The following is a 19,373-nucleotide window of genomic DNA, read 5'->3' as shown; positions in this document are numbered from 1 at the left end:
TGAGCTTTAGCTATGTCAGTCATACTTTTAATGCACACCATCACCAGAATGTGAATCACAACCGCTGATTATAGCAGTAGATGACAATAGAGACACAATTAAGAGTTTTTTGATATTCACTGGAATAATCCTTTCATCAATTACTGATACAGCCTGATACAATTATCTGTAGACTGCAATACAACTCTTGATTTATAGTTATACTGAATAATCAATAAAAAGATAAATAAAAAAATTATAGATTGTAAATTTTTCACTATTCTCCTATACTAGTCAATGCTTAAAATAGTATTTTTTATAAATATATAACTAACATAAATAAAAATCATCTATAAATTGTAATGTGTTAACATGTACTTAAAATGGTATTCCTATAAATCATTAACTTATTTTAGATTGTATTCAGACTACATTAGTGTACAATACACTTATAGATTGTTATATTATCCTAATTACCTAAAATACAACGACATATAAACTACTAATAAAATTCAATTTAAATTTGTAATAAATAGGTGCTTATTTGTTTCAAGATTTAAAATGATATGTAATTTTTTTTAAATGATACAAATTGGTATATAAATTAAATTGTACAGAAGAGGATGGAACTAGATTACAAGAGATGGAGAGAAGGAATTAAAATAAATTACTTCCAATTATGGTATTGATTAAATACGAAACTTATTTTGCTAATAAGATAGCAGAGTGGAGCGTTGATCTTCTTTAATGGTGACCCCTGCAGGATTCGAACCTGCGACATCCTGCTTAGAAGGCAGGCGCTCTATCCACTGAGCTAAGGAGCCGATTTCTTTATGTTGTTAAAGCTATTTTAGTGAGTCCATGGTTCTAGACGATCATATGAAAAATTTCTTTGATAAGAAAGTTCTTTTTGCGACTCTTTACAAGATGGGATCACGCAATACTGAATACCATGATCGCTTGCATACTTTTCCGCTGCTTCTAGAGATGGAAAGAAGAGTTTTACTTGTTGTAGAGTATCCTTAGAAGACGTATAACCCAAGAGAGGTTCTATATAAGGAGGCGTTATTTTTTCAAACTCTAGCACCCACTTTCCAGTACGGCCTTTTCTACCTGATTGGGTAGACGTCTTGCTTCTGTTGTAAATTCTTGCTGACATATTCACAGTCCAGATATTATCACAGGTCTACATTGCATACTTCAGTGGACGGTTTTTCAATGGTCGGAGTGGAGAGATTCGAACTCTCGACCCTCTGGTCCCAAACCAGATGCGCTACCAAGCTGCGCCACACTCCGAAACCGTACAAAAAGATATGTTATATACATATTACTACTAATCAAGTTAAATTCTCGGTTTATTAAAAAAATAATTCGTGAATTAACTGAATATAGCTAGAAAAGGATCGTAATACACGTATATATACCTTATTAGAATGAGCTAATAAATTATTTGACTTAAAAAAGCTTGTGTGCGTTCATGTTGAGGATTATTGAAGAATTCTTCAGGAGAGTTCTGTTCAACAATTTGTCCTTGATCCATGAATACGACTCGATCAGCAACCTGGCGAGCAAAACCCATTTCATGCGTTACACAAACCATGGTCATTCCTTCTTCTGCAAGTTCGATCATTATATCTAATACTTCCTTGACCATTTCTGGATCTAGTGCAGAAGTTGGTTCATCAAATAACATAATTTTTGGCTGCATACACAAAGAGCGTGCAATGGCAGCACGTTGACTTTCCCCTCCAGATAATAAAGAGGATGACCTATGAGATTTATCTGCAATTTTTACCTTGTTTAAATAGTGCATTGCCAGCTCTTCAGCGTCTTTTTTAGGCATTTTTCGAACCCAAATAGGACCAAGAGTACAATTTTCTAAAACACTGAGGTTAGAAAAAAGATTGAAATGCTGGAAAACCATACCCACATCGCGACGAACTTCATGAATATTTCTGATATCATCGTTGAGAGGGATGCCATTAATAATAATCTCTCCCGCTTGATGTTTTTCAATATGATTAATACAACGAATTAAAGTTGATTTTCCTGATCCCGAAGGTCCTGCAATGATGACACGCTCGCCACGTAGTACGTTGAGGTTAATATCGCGTAGTGCATGAAAATTTCCATACCATTTATTTAAGAATTTTATTTCAACAGCAAAATTATTCTTTGGAGGATTTTTGGAATTTATTGGAGTATTTTTCATCTTTGCAAGAATCCTTATTTTTTGCTTCCTTTATGAAGAGTTTTTTCTATAAATACCGAGTATAATGAGATACTAAAACAAAATATCCAAAATACAAATCCGATAAATATCAATCCCGTAGTAGGAGTAACAGAGGATATCCACGTTGATTCACTGAAGTTTACTCTTACAATTCCTAGAAGATCAAACATATTGATGATAGATATGAGAGAGCTATCTTTAAATAACCCTATAAAAGTATTTACAATTCCTGGGATAACGCGCTTAATTACTTGTGGCATGATAATAAGACGCATTTTTTGAAGATAGCTTAGCCCTAAAGAATTAGCTGCTTCGAATTGTCCTTTTGAAATAGATTGTAGACCTCCTCTCAGAACTTCTGCAATGTATGCAGATGCAAAAGCAGAAACCCCCAAAAGAGCCCGTAACAATTTATCTACATCCCATGTATCCGGAAGGAATAATGGCAGCATGATGCTAGCCATAAACAGAACGGTAACTAAAGGCACTCCACGAAATAACTCAATGAATGTAATACACGCGTATCGTAAAACTGGAATATTAGAATTTCTTCCTAATGCTAGTAAAATACCTAATGGCATTGAAATGATAATTCCAAAAAATGAAATTACGAGCGTAACCAACAATCCTCCCCATAATGATGTTTCTACAATGCTAAGACCTAAGCCACCGTATAAAACGAAAAAGGAAAATATCGGAAATAAACCAAATAACAAAATGCTATTGAGGAATTTACGAGGAAAAGAAGGAATAAGCATAGGGGTCAAGAGAATTGATCCAGTTAGAAAAACCAGAATAGGTCTCCATCGTTGTGCCATAGGATAATTTCCAAATATAAACTGCTCGTAGCGATCATATATGAAAGCCCAACAAGCAGCGTTCCAACCATCAGGTTGTATCCCGCCTTGAGATACCGTTGTACATACTGTTCTGTTACTTCCTATCCAGACAGCGTCTAAGAAAACCCAGTGGATAATTCCAGGGATTGAAAATAGTAGCAAGCATATTATCAACGCTGTTAGCAAAATATCTTTTGGTGTGCCAAAGAAGTTTTTATGAATCCATGCAATAATTCCACGTTGATATACAGGAGGTAAAGAAGGTTGTAATAATCGTTTGCGTACGTAAGGAAACTCTTTACAAGAATCAATCATTTTTTCTCCTTTAAAGCGATTTTAGCGTTCAAACGGTTCATAAACAGAGCAATCATGATTGATAGACTTAAATAGATGAACATCCAAATTAGAATAATTTCGATTGCTTGACCCGTTTGATTAATAATAGTCCCCCCAACCGATACTAGATCTGCAAACCCCACAGCAACAGCAAGAGAAGAGTTTTTCAATAGGTTTAAATATTGGCTGGTAAGCGGAGGAATAATACTGCGCATTGCTTGTGGCAAAAGGACCAAACGAGTGGCCTTCCTATGGGTTAATCCAAGTGCTATTGCCGCCTCCATTTGACCGCGAGGGACTGCAATAAGACCCGATCGCACAATCTCTGCTATAAAAGCTGCTGTATAACACGACAGGGCTATATAAAGAGACATGAATTCAGGACTTACTGTGCTTCCTCCTATAAAGTTAAATTGACCAAGCACAGGCTTATCAAAATGCAATTGATATTTTAGTGCAATCAATACTAACGTCGGTAACCCAAATATCAGGAATGTAGAAATGTAAAGTAAAGGGAGAGCTTTCCCTGTCTTTTCATGAAAATGACGAGATAATCTTGTCGCAAAAAGGCTCAAAACGATTCCTAAGACAAAGGAAAAAACAAAAATCTTAGCATTTGTATCCATGGTTAATGTGGGAAAAGAGAGTCCACGATTATTCAAAAACATTCCAAATGGTAACACAATCGAATGATCTGGAATCGGTAAAACGGATAGTACAGATTTATACAAGAAAAATATAACAACCAATGGCGGAATATTTCGGAATACTTCTACATAAACTCTACAAATCCATGCGACAAGTTTATTTGCGGATAGGCGTCCTGCTCCCACTAATGTTCCTATGATAGTAGCAGGAATCATACCTGAGAACGCCAACCAGAATGTATTGACAAATCCAACTAAGATGGCAGTAGCATAGGATGAATCACTTGTATAAGGAACAATACCTTGATCTATTTCAAATCCGGCCCGTTCGCTCAAGAACCCTATACCTAAGGATAGATTCGATTTCTCCATATTATTGTATACATTATTCACACACCACAAGAATATTACTGTAAGTAACAATGCAAGTATGATCTGAACCGATATGTTGTGTACGCGCATGTCATAGAGAAACTTCATTCTGCTAAAATAGCGGGTTACAGTCTTTCGAGCATTTTTAATCATATATCACTTCCTCTAGGTAATGAAATGAAGGTATGTCTAAAGACATTTTTTGCAAATTCCATTACTTCTGATAAATTAGTGTTTTACACGATTTGATAAACATTCTTAATCAAGAAAATTCAACGAATAGGCGGAGCATACATAAGCCCACCTTTTGACCATAAGGCATTATATCCGCGTGGAATTTTTAATTCGGATTGATTTCCAAGATTGCGATCAAACATTTCACCGTAATTTCCCATATGTCTGATAATTCTATAAGTCCAGTCTTTCGTGAGTCCAAGAGCCTCTCCTATATTGCTACTTTTGTCGATTCCGAGAAAACGCTGTACATCGGGATTGGTGGTATCCTTGCTTACTTGGTTAATATTTTTTTGAGTAATACCCAATTCTTCTGCTGTTACCATAGCGTAGTGAGTCCATGAAACAATATTATACCATTCGGTATCGCCCTGAATGATAGCAGGGGCGAGAGGAGATTTAGAAATAATATCTGGCAAAATTACGTGTTCACTCGGACGATCATTAGTAAGTTTTAAGGCATACAAAGCAGATATATCTCCTGTGTAAGCATCACAGCGATGAGCACGATAAGCAGCGTCAATTTCTTCAACGCGTTCGAACACTATTGGGTGATATTTCATGTTGTGTGCTTTAAAATAATCCGCCAAGGTGAGTTCAGTTGTTGTTCCTGCTTGGACGCAAATAGAAGCTCCTGATAGCTGCGATACTGAGGAGATTCCCTTTTTCTTGTGCATTATAAACCCTTGTCCGTCAAAGTATGTTATAGGACGAAAAGCGAGTCCTAGCGAAATTTCGCGGAGTAATGTCCAATCTGTATTGCGACTGAGTATATCGATTTGTTTGGACTGTAAAGCTAGAAAGCGTTCCTTCGCATTCAAGGGAAGGTATTGGATTTTAGAAGGATCATCAAAAATGGCAGAAGATAAAGCCCTGCAAAAATCAACATCAAATCCTTTCCAATCGCCATTCGCTTTAACTTCTGCAAAACCTACTAGTCCAGTATTAATCCCACATTTTAAAAATCCTCTTTTCTTAATATCTCCTAAGATGCTAGCATTAGTAGAAAAGCTTGTAAAAAATAGAATGATCAAACAAAGGATACTGACAAAAAAATCTTTATACATGAGTTTATCCTTTCTTAAAAAAGGGCTGTTATGTTGTAAAATACGAATCTGGAACCAACGCTCACAGACTATACTGAAAAGCTACCGTTACAAACAGGTTTGCAAAATACAAATAATTCAAGAGGGCAGCGCACTGCTCTTATTCTACATATGATGCGATGACACTAAGCAATTGTTGTATAATTTCAAGATATTTTTCAAATAAACCGTCGATATTAAAGGATAAAAATAATGGTTGGGCTTTGAAGCCTTTAAATACCTTTTTATTTTCTACAAATATTTTTTTCATTAGGGGGGTACACAATAAATAGTATTCTTGTTGTAGATTATTTTACGTAGATTTAACGAGATCCAAAATTTTGATGGTGGTATTAGGAGAGAAGGGAGCAATGTGATTTTGCCAGTACTCTTTAATTTTTATTCTGATATATTGGATTCGCGATTCAGTTATCTATTGCAGTATCTTTAAGATGTGGATTGCGATAATAGTATTCTAAAGGGACTTTAAGTATCTTAAGTATGCTTATTAAGTTTGTCTTCAATTTTGAAGTAACATGATAGAATAATTTTATGCCATAGAAGCACTGGTGAGGATGGTAGTTAATCTATTGATCTCTAAATCTAGAAGAATGTTGCTGTATTTATTCGGGTATTTTATATTGATAGATCCAATCTAAACTCTTATGCAAGGGTTTGTGAATTCCTAAGCGGAGACCAGCATTTCTGAAGAGACTAGCTGGTCTATGCATGTGGAACAGTAGCTGATTTAACTTTGTACGATAGCGAATTCTTTTCACTCGTACAGCGCGTACTTTTTGATAGGCGGAAATAGCGGCGGGGATTGTTTTTTTGCCGAGGAGATAGGACAAAGCATAAGCATCTTCAATTGCCATATTGGCTCCTTGAGCGGCAAAAGGTAATAATGTATGTGCTGCATCACCAATTAGGACTGCATTTTTTTTATTATGCCAATGTTTACATTCGCATTCAAATAGAGGGTAGAGATGGGTATCATTTATTTGTAAAATTAGCTGGATTATTTCTTGATGCCAATTGGTTAAATGTTTTACAAACCATTCCTTATGTATTTCGCTTCTTTTTAAGAAAGAGATGTCTTTCAGGGTATGTTTGCTGCTGACAAAAACCATATTGATTGTGTTATCTTCTCGCAATGGATAGGTAACCAAATGGGAATCGGGTCCGAAGAATATGTTAACGGATTGAAAATCAATAAATTCAGGGGCATTATTTTGTGGAATCAGACAACGCAAGACGACATCTCCTGAAAATGTTATAGGTTGCGTGTCTATATAGTGTCGTATATTCGAATTTAGCCCATCAGCTCCCACCAGTAAATCAGGTTTCTGATTGTTTATTTTAGAGATTTGAGTACAGTCAGGATGGGTGATATGAGTTGATAAATGTAATCTTGCTAAAGGTTGTGTTTGGATATGATTCAACAGTATTTTTTGCAATGTATGCCGTTTTACCACCCCATAAATTCCTCCCCAGTTATTGCGTGAGTAGTTTTTACAAGAGAAACGGCTTAATTCTTTAAGGGTAGATCCAGAGCGGAAAACAAAGTCTTCTGGCTCAATCCAGATATCCTCTAATTGATCTAGGATACCGATTCTTTTAAGTATGCGCGAAGCATTAGGAGAGATTTGTATGCCAAATCCACTGTCGGACAGCTGATCTTTTTTTTCAAGGACGCAAGACTGTATTCCACGATGACCCAGAGAAGCAGCAAGAGTTAATCCAGATATTCCTGCTCCGATTATCACTATAGATGGTGAATCTTTTATAATGAGAAACTTCCTTTAACAGCATATTTTCTAAAGAGATAGAAGGCATCCTACGGGCAATGTTTCTTTTGAATCAAGTGAAGAATCAAAATGATAAAGCGTCGAACAATAAGGGCAATGCTTTTCGTTTTCCTCTCCCATGTTGATAAAAACGTGAGGATGATCTAAGGGAGGGGACGTTCCCGCGCACATAAATTTTTTAACGCCTATTTTTATCCTACTATGCCCGCGATCATTTTGGAAATGAGGAATAGGATGGTCAACCATATATTTTTTCCTTAATTTATCGATCATCTATATTGGCCAAGACATTGCAACTATTAAGCTAAATTGTATACTGTATTTTTAACATTGATCACTTTAAAGGTAAAGTATGATGAGCGAGAGAAATATTTATGATGAATGAAGTTAAATTTTTCCGTTCTTGGAGAAAATACCAATTTGCGTTTTATGATGTGGGGGATAAAGATGCTCCAACTATCTTATTGATTCACGGACTTGCTTCTTCTGTCCAAACTAATTGGTTGTTTTCGGGTTGGATACAGCTCTTGTGTGATCAGGGTTTCCGAGTTATTGCCTTTGATAATTTAGGGCATGGAAAGAGCGATAAATCATATATTGAGAATGATTATCGTCTTGTTTTCATGGCAGCAGATGCTGTGTCTCTTCTGGAGCATCTCGGTATTAGTAAGGTACATGTTATGGGGTATTCTATGGGTGCACGTATAGCATGTTCAATGGTGTTATTTTATCCATCTTATGTACGTTCCGTTATTTTGGGCGGAGTGGGAAGTGTTCTATATGATTCGGATGTTGTTGATTGGCAATCCTTAATCGATTCTTTTTTGCTTCCATCTATTGATGAAGTGCAGAATCCTTTGGGAAAGAAGTTTAGAAAATTTGCTGATCTTGATCCTGGAAATGATTTAAAAGCACTGGCTTCATGTCTTTCGATGATTAGAAAGCCCTTTTGTCAAGATGATTTATATCGTATTGATGTGCCAGTGTTAATTGCAGTGGGATCTCAGGATGATTTAGCGGGTTCTCCACAAGAGTTGATGTCATTTATACCATCTAGTCAATATTTAAACATTTGTCGCAGGGATCATTTGTTGGCAGTTGGTGATAAGCAATTTAAACAAGGAGTTGTAAATTTTTACGCGAATGAACTAAGGGCATGAGGAGATTCCACCGCTTTAGTGGGATTAGTAGGATGGAGACATACTTTCATCTTGGAATCTTTGGTCGATTATTCGGATATTTACTCCAGTGATTATGTGTTTTGTGCAGTTGAAAGGGACTCTATATCTTGAATAAGAAGATTAGCTCTTGAATATTGCTGTTATCTTCTACTTCCAATATCTCGCTTATTTGACTGTAATATTGTACAATTGTCGTAGTGGTTTTGAAGGAAGATTGTTGGAATGGAGGTAAGAATGCGCGCTGATGAAATTAAAAAATTAGAGAGATATCTTAAAAGAGTTTTTGGTTCTGGTATTGCTGTTCAATCACGGGAGAATCAATCAGATTCAGTTGAGGTTTTAATGAATTCAGAATTTATTGGTCTCGTTTATCGTAATGATGATGAAGAAGAAATTTCGTATCATTTTGATATGTCTATTCTAGAAGATGATCTTTGAGTTTTATTAATATGCTTGCTGTAGATGTTATGTTAAGAATTTCTGTGAGGTGATAGCTTGACAAAAAATAAAAATATTTTTTTGTGAATGGTAAGAGGTTTATGTATCTTTTTGACGATGGTTCCATGTATCATCGGGTGAAGAGGGATGGGATTCTAGCGTTAATGTCGTTTATTTTTATGGCCGACAGCCGTATGAATAAAAAGGGGATTGCTGAATTTGATAATTGCCTTGATTCTGAGGTAAGATTCTCTTCTAAGGTTCGCGTTCCGAAGTTATATAGGGTTTTGCTTGTCAATGATAATTACACTCCTATGGAGTTTGTTATCCATGTTTTACAAAACTTTTTTTACAAAGACCATGAGACTGCCAAGTGTATTATGTTAAAAGTTCATCATCAAGGGATTGGTGAATGTGGTGTTTATGCGTATGAAATTGCTGAGATGAAAGTGAATCAAGTAATGAATTACTCTCGACAACATCAATATCCTTTGCAGTGTATTATGGAACAGAAGTAAGGATTGAGTCTTGTCTTTTTTTTCAGAAAACCTTGAAAAAGTTTTACACCAAGCATTAGTTTTGGCTAATGAAAGGAATCACGAATATGCGACGTTAGAGCATTTGTTGTTGGCTTTGATTGATGATTCAGATGCAGCAATAGTGATGCTTTCCTGTAATGTTGATCTTAAGGTATTAAAAAACAACCTGTTGAACTATATAGATAATGATTCTTCCAATAAATTGAAGAATGGTTTTCGTGTGGAATGCAAGCCTACTTCTAGTTTTCAAAGGGTTGTACAGCGAGCTGTTCTTCATGTCCAGTCGACCGGTAGGGGCATTGTGACAGGTGCTAACATTCTTGTTGCACTTTTTTCTGAGCCTGATAGTCATGCTACGTATTTTTTGCAAGAACAAGAAATGACTTTGTACGATGCAGTCAACTTTATTTCGCATGGTATAAGTAAAAGGAAAGAGTTTGCAAATTTTCAATCCAAATTAAATGTAGATGGTTCTTCTGCTGGTTCAGATGGTGAAGGTTTTGTGAATGATTATCAAGCGAAAACAGACCTTAATCTTTTCCCTGCCTTGAGTGCTTACTGTGTGGATCTAACGGAAAAAGTGAAAAAAGGCAAAGTAGATATTCTTGTTGGTCGGCATGAAGAAATTAATCGTACTATACAGATACTTTGTCGGCGTTCAAAAAATAATCCATTGTATGTTGGTGATCCTGGGGTTGGTAAAACCGCTATAGCTGAAGGATTTGCTAAGCAGATCGTAGATGGCATGGTTCCAGATATCTTATTAGGTGCGAGAATTTTTTCTTTAGATATGGGAAATCTTATTGCTGGTACGCGTTATCGAGGTGATTTCGAAGAACGTATTAAGAAGATTGTTAAAGAAATTGAGTCTTATGCCAATGCGATTCTGTATATTGATGAGATACACACGCTGGTCGGAGCAGGATCTGCTTCTGGAATTTCTGTAGATGCTTCGAACCTTCTTAAGCCGGCTTTGTCTTCTGGTGCTGTCCGTTGTATAGGGTCAACAACTTATAGTGAATATCGCCAGTTTTTTGAAAAAGATAAAGCATTAGTGCGTCGTTTCCAAAAGATTGATGTTAGTGAACCGTCAATTGAAGATGCAATTGAAATTGTTAAGGGAATTAAGCCTTATTTCGAAGAGCATCATCAATTGCGATATTCAAAAGAGGCAATCAGAGCAGCAGTACAATTGTCGGTGCGCCATTTTACTTCCCGTAAACTTCCCGATAAAGCTATCGATGTCATTGATGAAGCGGGTGCTTCGCAAATATTGCAACCTTTATCGAAAAGAAGAAAATTTATCACTGAGAAAGATATTAAAAAAACGATTGCATCAATGAATCGTAGTATTCATACAACCAGTTTTTCTCGTGATGATGATTCTGTTCTCAGTAATTTAGAAAAAAATCTAGGAACAGTTGTGTATGGACAAGAAGAAGCGATTAAGAAGCTTTCTTCTTCTATTAAGATAGCTCGAGCGGGTCTTTCTGATCCAAATAAGCCAATAGGTTGTTATGTCTTTTCTGGTCCTACTGGTGTTGGTAAAACAGAAATAAGCAAACAGTTGGCGTTTGCTTTGGGAGTACAGCTTCTGCGGTTTGATATGTCGGAATATATGGAACGTCATGCTGTTTCTCGTCTAATTGGGGCACCTCCTGGTTATGTAGGTTTCGGTCAAGGGGGAATTTTAGCTGATTCTGTTGACCAAAATCCATATAGTGTTGTTTTACTAGATGAAATTGAAAAATCGCATCCTGATGTTTTAAATATTTTATTGCAGATCATGGATTATGGGATATTAACTGATCAAAGTGGAAAGAAAATTAGTTTTCGTAATGTTATTTTGATTATGACTACTAATGCTGGTGCTTTAGAAATGTCTAAGGCGAGGATAGGTTTTGGTTCATCGCGAAATGATGATGCTGACAAAGAGGCTTTAAGGAATTTTTTATCTCCTGAATTTTTGAATCGTCTAGATTCTATTATTCCTTTTTTTCCATTATCTTCGGATATTATTCGTCAAGTAGTGCATAAGTTTATAATGAAGTTAGAGTTGCAGTTGCAAGAAAAGGGGATTTCTTTTCATTTTTCGGAAGAAGTTATTAATTGGCTTGTCAGTCATGGTTATGATGTGAAAATGGGTGCACGTCCCTTAGAACGAATAATTAAAGAGCATGTTAAGGTACCACTCGCTGATGAGATCCTTTTTGGAAAACTTAAAAAAGGAGGAGGAGTCGTCAAGGTTTCTTTAAATCCTGATAAGTCTGCTTCATCGCCTATTTTTTTTGAGATTGAGAATTCTGGCTCTAACATTTCTTTGGAAACAGAAGAAAAAGAGGTGGAAGATATCAAGAGTGATACGGATTCTTTGACTATTGTATAATAGAATCATGTGGTTTAAGGAATATTGGTAATATTTTTTTTGATGACATACATCATTTCTATGAAGATGATGTATGTCTTTTCCTGCATTGTTGAAAAGTCGGTTTTAGAGGATGAATTTTCTAATCAACCGGGCTCTGTAGGATGTTTTTGAGATATACACTATCGTATGATCGTTGTTTTTTGTATTACAGTTTATTATAGATTCGTGTCCTTGAACAATGGTATTAAAATTTCTCACAAAGAATACGAGAAAAGAGGAAAAAATTTTTTCTCGAGATTCTCTTTTCGTTTTGCGTAATTTACGAGATATAGATTATGATCGCTATTTAGCTTGTTTGCTCTCTCCACCACTTTATCGTATTTCACTGTCTTTTCTTTATTATTTTCATACAGAGCTGATGCGTGTGCGAGATACCGCAAGAAATCCAATAACTAGGGATATGCGTTTGCAATGGTGGAAAGATATTTTTGAATCATCTACAAAAGGTCTGATTGCCGAGAGTATTTCTCCTTTTTCTGTAGAATTGTTGTCTATTGTTCGTCAATATGATCTTCCAAATCAGTACTTTCTTGACATGATTGAGGCTCATTTTTTTGACTCTTATAATGATTCAATTTTTGATTGTAAGCAATTTGAGCATTATGCTTTTAGAATTTCATCTCGGCTTATTCATCTTGCTACGATGATCTTGGATTCTGAGAGGTATTCCGCTTCTCTAAGAGTTATCAAATATGCGGGGATAGCGCAATTTATTGGTCAGTTGATTTGCCAACTACCCATACATTACCATAGAGGACAACTATATTTTCCTCTTGATATTCTTGGGGCAGTTGGTCTTGATCGTGAATCTTTTTTATCTGGTCAAAATAGCGACAGAATATCTCTTGCCATCAAAATTTTTGCTGAATTAGGATTGAAATACCTCTTCAAGGCAAGGGAAGAGATGCGTTACATCCTCCCAGATGTTTTTCCTGCATTTATTCCTGTAAGTATAACTGAGAGTGTTTTGAAACATGCTCAAAATCATGGATTTAAAATAGTTTCCCATTCTCATACACCGAATCAGTTGGTTCGTCCATGGTATATGCTTTCTTCTTCCATAAAAAAGCGTTTTTAAGTTGTATCAAAATACAAAATTTCTTTATTTTCGGAGCAAAGAAATTAGATTATTGACTGTCATGACATACTAACTATGTTTCCCATTCAGGGTTTTTCCATAGAAAACAGTAATATCAAGAACGTTAATGTTTTATGGGATCTGATCACCTATAATTTGTTAATGAGAGGTATGTGATTGCTGGTTGATTAAAAAGAAAATGATAAGGAGCAGGAAAGATTGGGTACGTTTTCTGCTATGTGTTGTGTTGTCCATTTTTATCCATTCTTTTTTGTCTCATGAGGACTTCTACTATCGTACTCTTTCCTGTGAGCACTGAAAATTCTCGCGAATAGTTTCTTTCTTTGTTTCGTGCGATAACAGTGTAGTCTCCTTCCGACAGAACCATCGAAGGAGAAGCATTGGCGCTTTCTCCAACCGTATCTCCACTCGCTGTTAATATTGACCATGCAGTATCGGCAACGGCTTCTCCTCCCATTTCTGACACCAGTTTAAATGTTATTTTAGCGGCTCTATTTTGAATAGTAACATCAATAATTTTCCCAGGCTCTACTTTTACAACCGTACTGACTATCGCATTATATTTTCCATAATGAGAAGTAATTTGATAATTATTTGTTCCTAACCGTACTAATGTTCCAGATCTCACTTTGTCAGTAATCAACAAGGCTTTATGATTGGGATTCGAGTAAATGGAAAATGTAAGTTCATCATCTACAATTGGTGATCCTGGTTTGTATATGCTATATAAGCGTATTCCTCCTGCATTGAGTATAAATACTTGTTTCTGATTTTTTTCTTTTGAACTAACAGTTATTTTTTTGACAACTCCCACGTGACCAAAAGAAGCACTGATCAGATAATCTCCTGGAAAAAGGTCGAAGGATACTTTTCCCCCTATAATTTTTTTAGTAGTTGATAAAGTATTTTTTTTGTTCGATATGCTATCGAATATGTGCCAAGAAACTCCGCTATCTATAGATGTACTATTCTCAGTTAATCGTGCTTCACAAGTGATTCTTTGTGCATCGACGACTCTTTTTCCCTTGCCCTTTGAGATATTATTGTTCAGCAAAGTAGATGTTGTATGCATATTTTCTGCTTTGGCATAAGATGAGAAGGAAATGGTCATGCCAATAATGATGCTGATAAAATGATATAGCAATGAACTTTGATAGAATTTATGAGAGAATTGATATGACTTCATTTATTATATTAATCTATTTCGCATGATATGATGGTTGTGAGACAATCATCGTACTCAAAAATATTTTTTGTTGCCCTAGAGGAGTGCCATTCTAAATAACATATACATACAAGGATCTTTTAATCAACTCGACAGGATGAAAAGTTTTTTTCTAATAATCAAAACTGTTATGTTTCAAAATGTGTAGTGCAACATTGAAATTAAATGGAGAACACAATTATTTTGGAATGCAATCACATGTCTTGTTCAGGTCTATGTAGAAGAAATATGATTTATACAGATAAAAATAGCTATGAATGGTAGAAATATATTTTTTGAATTATTAAGAAATACGATTTATAACTGTTGACTATCATAATAAAAATTTAGAGCATCAAAGTATTTTATTGAATTGATTTTTTATATAAATGATAATAACGCATTAGTAATCTTTTTATAATTATAGATTTATTTATTAATAATATTATTTAAATTATATCTTTAAATAAAAATATGTCTCTATAATATATATTTATTATAGTATATTGATGTAAAATATTTTCATTTGATAAAATTACTTTATACTCTTGTAATGATTAAATTTTTTTGGTGATTACTATGAATTTTTTTAAACAAAAAGCAAATAGATTTTTCATGAATTATATTATATGCCCTGTGTTCTTTAAAAAACGATAGTATCATAGTTTAGGAGGGACATGCCGTTTTTATGGTTGTATAACTATATCCGGTTGGGAGTTTGAATTAGGGGAATGCAAGGTTCTTTCGTTATGGCAACATGGTTTTTTTTGGTAATGCATTGCTTTGATTATCGTGTGTGAAAGTGCATATGTTATTACATATCCTTGATAGAAACTGATATCTTCAGGTCAAAAAGATGAGTATATTTGATTCTCGTGCAATTTGTAGCAACTTCCCAGTAAGTGCCTTTTTTATTTTTGTAGTTCTTTATACTATCGTCTGTGCATCCATTATAGGAAATTGGCAATACAGTATACACAAACGTCCTGCTTTAGACATGATTGCTTCTATGATCTGTGGATTATTGATGTCTCTTTTAATTATTTTGTCTTTCACGATCGTACAAGACAGGAGATCATCTCCCCGCATAGATTCGGATATCGAAACAAGCGAATGGAATTCTGATAAAAATCAAGATACAACATGACTTCTCAGATATTCTAGATAAACGATCTGTATTAAAAGTGATAAACGCTACTAGTACGGATATAATCCAAAAAGTAAGCGATATCAAATGGTTTATTGTAATACCGCAAGAAAGAAAAACTACCCTTGTCTCACTTTAAATCGGGGATTAAGTTTATTAACGATGCGAATCACATTTTTACGGCGAACAACTTTGTTGCCACGATGGCGCAATTTAAGTACTCGCAGAGAATTTCTGACCTTCACGATTAACACTCCAGATACAAATAATAAGGATCGCTATACCTATCGTTCTTTCATTTTTAAGTCAATACTTTCAGAAAAAATATGTTATTTTTTCTATTGCGGTGATAGAAGATTCAGTCAAGGATTCTTCGGATAGATTTGTGTAACGTGACCCATTTTTCTTCCACAAAGGGTCTGTGATTTGCCATAAATATGGATAACACTAGAATCACAGTGAAGCCATTGTTCGTATTGGTCAATATCAGATCCGATAATGTTGTACATCACGCAATTTGAATGTCTATTGGGATTGCCAAGGGGTAGATTAGTGATGCTGCGAATATGTTGTTCAAATTGTGAAATAACACAAGATGCTTCTGTCCAATGTCCTGAATTATGGACGCGAGGCGCCATTTCGTTGGCAATGACGTTTCCATCGTTGGTTACAAAGAATTCTATACAAAGGATGCCAACATAATCGAGCGTCTCTAAAACTTTTCTCATAGCACTATGCGCTAACAAAGATGTTTTTTGGCTAATAGAAGCTGGTACTATTGATTTATGCAATATACCATTGACATGCGTATTTTGGATGGGATCGTAGAAGCATATAGAGCCATTGAGTGAACGAGCTGCAATAATTGATATTTCACAATTAAAATCTGTAAATCTTTCAAGAATTAAAGGTACATTGCCGAGAGACGCATATAGGTTTTGTGTACAATCATTTTCATGGTAGACTTTTTGCCCTTTCCCATCATATCCCAAGCGCCGTGTTTTCAATATTCCTTTTCCTTTAAATCCCCCAAGAATGTTTGTGAGAGATTCCTGTGAGTTAATTTCGTAAAAATCCACGGTAGTCAACCCAGATTCTTGGAAAAATTTCTTTTCGTATAAACGATCTTGGGAAATTTCTATTGCTCTAGAAGATGGGTATGTTGGAAGAAGTGTAGAGAGATATGAGATTGATTTCTCTGGAATATTTTCAGATTCATACGTTGCGTAGTCGCAGATATCGGCAAATGTGTTCAGAGCTTTTATATCATCATGACGTGCGGCGATTTGTTGATTGGAAACTTGGTTTGCAGGGCAATTGGAATCAGGATCTAAAATAACAGTGCAGAATCCTAGGCGAGCAGCTGACATAGAGAGCATGCGTGCTAATTGTCCACCTCCAATAATGCCGATTGTTTTTTTCTTCATGCTGGAATATCCTTAGGATATTCAGAAATCGATATCGTCTGTTGGGTACGCCACTCATTTAAACGATCAGTCAGTTCTTTATCGTCAAGTGCAAGAATAGCCACTGCCAACAAAGATGCATTGATTGCTCCAGATTGCCCTATAGCCATAGTTCCTACAGGTACTCCTGCAGGCATTTGCACGATCGATAGAAGGCTGTCTATGCCGCCAAGTGTTTGTGAAATAATTGGGACTCCCAAAACTGGGAGAGATGTCATAGCGGCAATCATTCCAGGTAAATGTGCTGCTCCACCTGCTCCGGCAATGATCAATTTGAAGCCTTCGAAACGGGCGTTTTTAGCAAATTCTATCAATCGATCGGGAGTACGATGCGCTGAAATAATGCGCGCTTCATAATCAATTCCTAACGTATCCAGCATATCAGCGGCATATTTCATGATTTTCCAGTCAGATTGACTTCCCATGATAATGGCAACAGGGGGGGCTATATTCATAGATTGTTCCTTTACATGACGTTGTCAAGAGTAGATTTTTGAGGAAAAACAGACGAGTATGGAATATGTTTTTTATTGATAAGTGCCAGTTGTAATCATCCTGATATCCTAGTTTTTATATTCTAACAAAGAAGCTTGAGCAAACATATCTTCTGTTCTCTTTAAAAGTTGTACTCCGAAGAAAAATCAATAAAATTACAGTAATCTTTTTTTGTTAAATTGAATATTCTCGGGTATTGAGTTTCTAATAGGTTAAGAGCGCCTTTAAGTTAAAGATGTTTATGACTCTCTGATCTATTGTTTTATAGAGTGTACAGCCTTTTTGATTTTATCAAGAATTTCAAGAGATGGTGACGTTTCTTGTCTCTTCTGTTACATTTCTTGTATAACTAACCCCCTCATTATATTATGCTCGGAAGGATGCATCCAATCAAGTTTGTTGATTATTGTCAATTCTTCTTTTGTTTATGTGATTTGAAATGCTTTTCATAAAGTCATTTACCTTGTTGCTTAGTTTAGCATAGGGTATAAATTGTCTTGTTTTTAAATATTACCGTAATATCCATTCACATGTTCTTTTGCTTCGGTGTGATGTTTTTATAATGAGATGTTAGTAGATCGTTGACTCTCTTCAAAGAAAGAATAGGATTGATCCTTTGATGGTGTAGATCATCAGGAATTCAATGCGCTATACTTAATTTATGTTTATTGAACTGATTATACGAAAAAGAGATTCACAATATGTCGCGTTCCGCTCTTCTTAATGTTATGGTAAGTGCTGCTCTAAAAGCAGGAAAGTTTCTATCGCGTGATTTTGGTGAAGTTCAAGATTTGCAGGTTTCTCGTAAGGGACCTAGTGATTTTGTGATGAAATCTCATTCGAAATGTCAGGAAATTATTTATCAGGAATTATTAGGTGCTCGCCCTAAGTATGGGTTTTACAGTGGAGGAAAGGCGTATGTCGGACAGGATAGTATAACACGTTGGATCGTTGATCCATTGAATGGTATTACAAATTTTTTTTATGCTATTCCGCATTTCTGTATTTCTATTGCTTTGGAGCGTGATCAAGAAATAATTGCGAGCGTTATTTTTAATCCTATCACAGATGAATTATATACGGCTGAACGTGGTATTGGATCTTTTTTAAATGATCGTCGCATACGAGTTTCTTCTCGTCGAATCTTATCTAATTCTATTATTTGTTATGCTACTTTTAAGAGAAATAGTCGTTTTCTTATGCAATTATGTCGGATTATGGATGAAGCAGTCGGGGTTCGTAGCTTTGGGTCAGAAGCACTTGACTTAGCTTATATTGCGGCGGGTCGGTTTGATGGTTTTTTGGGGAAAGGGCTTTCGATATGGTGTGTTGCGGCTGGATTGCTTATCATTTGTGAAGCGGGGGGATTTGCTACTGATTTTCTGGGAAAAAATATGGGTGCCGAAACCAAAAGTATTATAAGTGGCAATATGCCTATTCACGAGCAACTTTTAGCAATCATAAATGACTAAATTGTCAGTGACAAAGCTTATTGTTTTATGATGTTAATAGTAAGATACTTACGCTGTTACTATTATAGATTGCCTTAGAATCATTAGTGTATTCCTTCTGTATTTCAGCAGAGCTTTCTTAGTTGGATTGACAAGCGGTTCCTGTATCTTCCAAAAGAATTTAGGGAGCAATCTATACGATATTCCCTGGTTTTAAGGGTGGCATTGAATGTTTACTATTTTGTATGTAATTTATTTATCTAATAGTATGGATTGTATTCTTGGTTACATGAATAAAGAAGAAGAGAAATTAATCTTGGATTGAATAAATGTTTGTACCCACTTTCTTTCTTTTTAATGCTTGCACGATGAGAAAATAAGACTACTCCTTT

General features: G+C 35.5%; 18 protein-coding genes and 2 tRNA genes. 7 read left to right on the top strand and 13 right to left on the bottom strand.

Annotation, left to right across the window (positions count from 1 at the left end):
- Positions 1-727: 727 nt before the first annotated feature.
- From CD16_RS00240 to CD16_RS00200, 9 genes are all read right to left on the bottom strand, one after another.
- A tRNA-Arg gene (locus tag CD16_RS00240) sits at positions 728-803 on the bottom strand.
- 26 nt (positions 804-829) lie between these two features.
- A complete protein-coding gene (locus tag CD16_RS00235) occupies positions 830-1,138 on the bottom strand; it encodes an NADH dehydrogenase ubiquinone Fe-S protein 4 (protein WP_015452317.1) in 309 nt (102 codons plus the stop codon).
- A 60-nt stretch (positions 1,139-1,198) separates the two neighbouring features.
- Positions 1,199-1,275, bottom strand: a tRNA-Pro gene (locus tag CD16_RS00230).
- Between the two features lie 142 nt (positions 1,276-1,417).
- Positions 1,418-2,191: an amino acid ABC transporter ATP-binding protein gene (locus CD16_RS00225; protein WP_012778393.1), complete on the bottom strand. Its 774-nt coding sequence runs from the start codon at positions 2,189-2,191 to the stop codon at positions 1,418-1,420.
- Positions 2,192-2,205: 14 nt separating this feature from the next.
- Positions 2,206-3,366 (bottom strand): amino acid ABC transporter permease, encoded by a 1,161-nt coding sequence (locus tag CD16_RS00220; protein WP_012778392.1) that lies wholly within the window; start codon positions 3,364-3,366, stop codon positions 2,206-2,208.
- The gene (locus CD16_RS00215) at positions 3,363-4,559 is read right to left on the bottom strand and encodes an amino acid ABC transporter permease (RefSeq protein WP_012778391.1); all 1,197 of its coding nucleotides are present in this window, start codon (positions 4,557-4,559) and stop codon (positions 3,363-3,365) included. The genes CD16_RS00220 and CD16_RS00215 overlap by 4 nt, the downstream gene beginning before the upstream one ends.
- A 119-nt stretch (positions 4,560-4,678) precedes the next feature.
- On the bottom strand, positions 4,679-5,707 hold the full coding sequence (locus tag CD16_RS00210; RefSeq protein ID WP_012778390.1) for an amino acid ABC transporter substrate-binding protein: 1,029 nt from the start codon (positions 5,705-5,707) through the stop codon (positions 4,679-4,681).
- Positions 5,708-6,348: 641 nt separating this feature from the next.
- On the bottom strand, positions 6,349-7,491 hold the full coding sequence (locus CD16_RS00205; protein WP_012778388.1) for an FAD-dependent monooxygenase: 1,143 nt from the start codon (positions 7,489-7,491) through the stop codon (positions 6,349-6,351).
- A 51-nt stretch (positions 7,492-7,542) separates the two neighbouring features.
- Positions 7,543-7,779: a zinc-finger domain-containing protein gene (locus CD16_RS00200; protein WP_012778387.1), complete on the bottom strand. Its 237-nt coding sequence runs from the start codon at positions 7,777-7,779 to the stop codon at positions 7,543-7,545.
- Between the two features lie 128 nt (positions 7,780-7,907).
- Here CD16_RS00200 and CD16_RS00195 point away from each other — a divergent pair, with 128 nt between their 5' ends.
- From CD16_RS00195 to CD16_RS00175, 5 genes are all read left to right on the top strand, one after another.
- A complete protein-coding gene (locus CD16_RS00195; RefSeq protein ID WP_012778386.1) occupies positions 7,908-8,693 on the top strand; it encodes an alpha/beta fold hydrolase in 786 nt (261 codons plus the stop codon).
- Between the two features lie 243 nt (positions 8,694-8,936).
- Complete coding sequence (locus CD16_RS00190; RefSeq protein WP_012778385.1) at positions 8,937-9,152, top strand: DUF3126 family protein; 216 nt, start codon at positions 8,937-8,939, stop codon at positions 9,150-9,152.
- A gap of 101 nt (positions 9,153-9,253) precedes the next feature.
- On the top strand, positions 9,254-9,670 hold the full coding sequence (gene clpS / locus CD16_RS00185) for an ATP-dependent Clp protease adapter ClpS (RefSeq protein ID WP_012778384.1): 417 nt from the start codon (positions 9,254-9,256) through the stop codon (positions 9,668-9,670).
- A 10-nt stretch (positions 9,671-9,680) separates the two neighbouring features.
- On the top strand, positions 9,681-12,077 hold the full coding sequence (gene clpA / locus CD16_RS00180) for an ATP-dependent Clp protease ATP-binding subunit ClpA (RefSeq protein WP_012778383.1): 2,397 nt from the start codon (positions 9,681-9,683) through the stop codon (positions 12,075-12,077).
- 220 nt (positions 12,078-12,297) lie between these two features.
- A complete protein-coding gene (locus CD16_RS00175; protein ID WP_012778381.1) occupies positions 12,298-13,197 on the top strand; it encodes a squalene/phytoene synthase family protein in 900 nt (299 codons plus the stop codon).
- A gap of 235 nt (positions 13,198-13,432) precedes the next feature.
- Here the strand turns inward: CD16_RS00175 and CD16_RS00170 are convergent, their stop codons facing one another.
- Positions 13,433-14,290, bottom strand: coding sequence for a hypothetical protein (locus tag CD16_RS00170; RefSeq protein WP_236301212.1), 858 nt, complete (start codon positions 14,288-14,290; stop codon positions 13,433-13,435).
- Positions 14,291-15,278: 988 nt separating this feature from the next.
- On the opposite strand from CD16_RS00170, the gene CD16_RS00165 reads away from it, so the two are divergent.
- A complete protein-coding gene (locus CD16_RS00165) occupies positions 15,279-15,569 on the top strand; it encodes a hypothetical protein (protein WP_012778379.1) in 291 nt (96 codons plus the stop codon).
- Between the two features lie 119 nt (positions 15,570-15,688).
- Here CD16_RS00165 and CD16_RS00160 read toward each other — a convergent pair whose 3' ends face one another.
- The 3 genes from CD16_RS00160 to purE form a co-directional block, all read right to left on the bottom strand.
- Positions 15,689-15,814 (bottom strand): ribosomal protein bL36, encoded by a 126-nt coding sequence (locus CD16_RS00160; protein WP_015452315.1) that lies wholly within the window; start codon positions 15,812-15,814, stop codon positions 15,689-15,691.
- Positions 15,815-15,931: 117 nt separating this feature from the next.
- On the bottom strand, positions 15,932-16,996 hold the full coding sequence (locus CD16_RS00155) for a 5-(carboxyamino)imidazole ribonucleotide synthase (protein WP_012778378.1): 1,065 nt from the start codon (positions 16,994-16,996) through the stop codon (positions 15,932-15,934).
- On the bottom strand, positions 16,993-17,490 hold the full coding sequence (gene purE, locus CD16_RS00150) for a 5-(carboxyamino)imidazole ribonucleotide mutase (RefSeq protein WP_012778377.1): 498 nt from the start codon (positions 17,488-17,490) through the stop codon (positions 16,993-16,995). The genes CD16_RS00155 and purE overlap by 4 nt, the downstream gene beginning before the upstream one ends.
- A 741-nt stretch (positions 17,491-18,231) precedes the next feature.
- Here purE and CD16_RS00145 point away from each other — a divergent pair.
- Complete coding sequence (locus CD16_RS00145) at positions 18,232-19,002, top strand: inositol monophosphatase family protein (protein WP_012778376.1); 771 nt, start codon at positions 18,232-18,234, stop codon at positions 19,000-19,002.
- Positions 19,003-19,373: the final 371 nt, after the last annotated feature.

The organism is Candidatus Liberibacter asiaticus (genome assembly GCF_000590865.3).
In the GTDB taxonomy this organism is placed as follows: Bacteria; Pseudomonadota; Alphaproteobacteria; order Rhizobiales; family Rhizobiaceae; genus Liberibacter; species Liberibacter asiaticus.
This window is presented reverse-complemented; position numbering and strand designations above follow the sequence as displayed.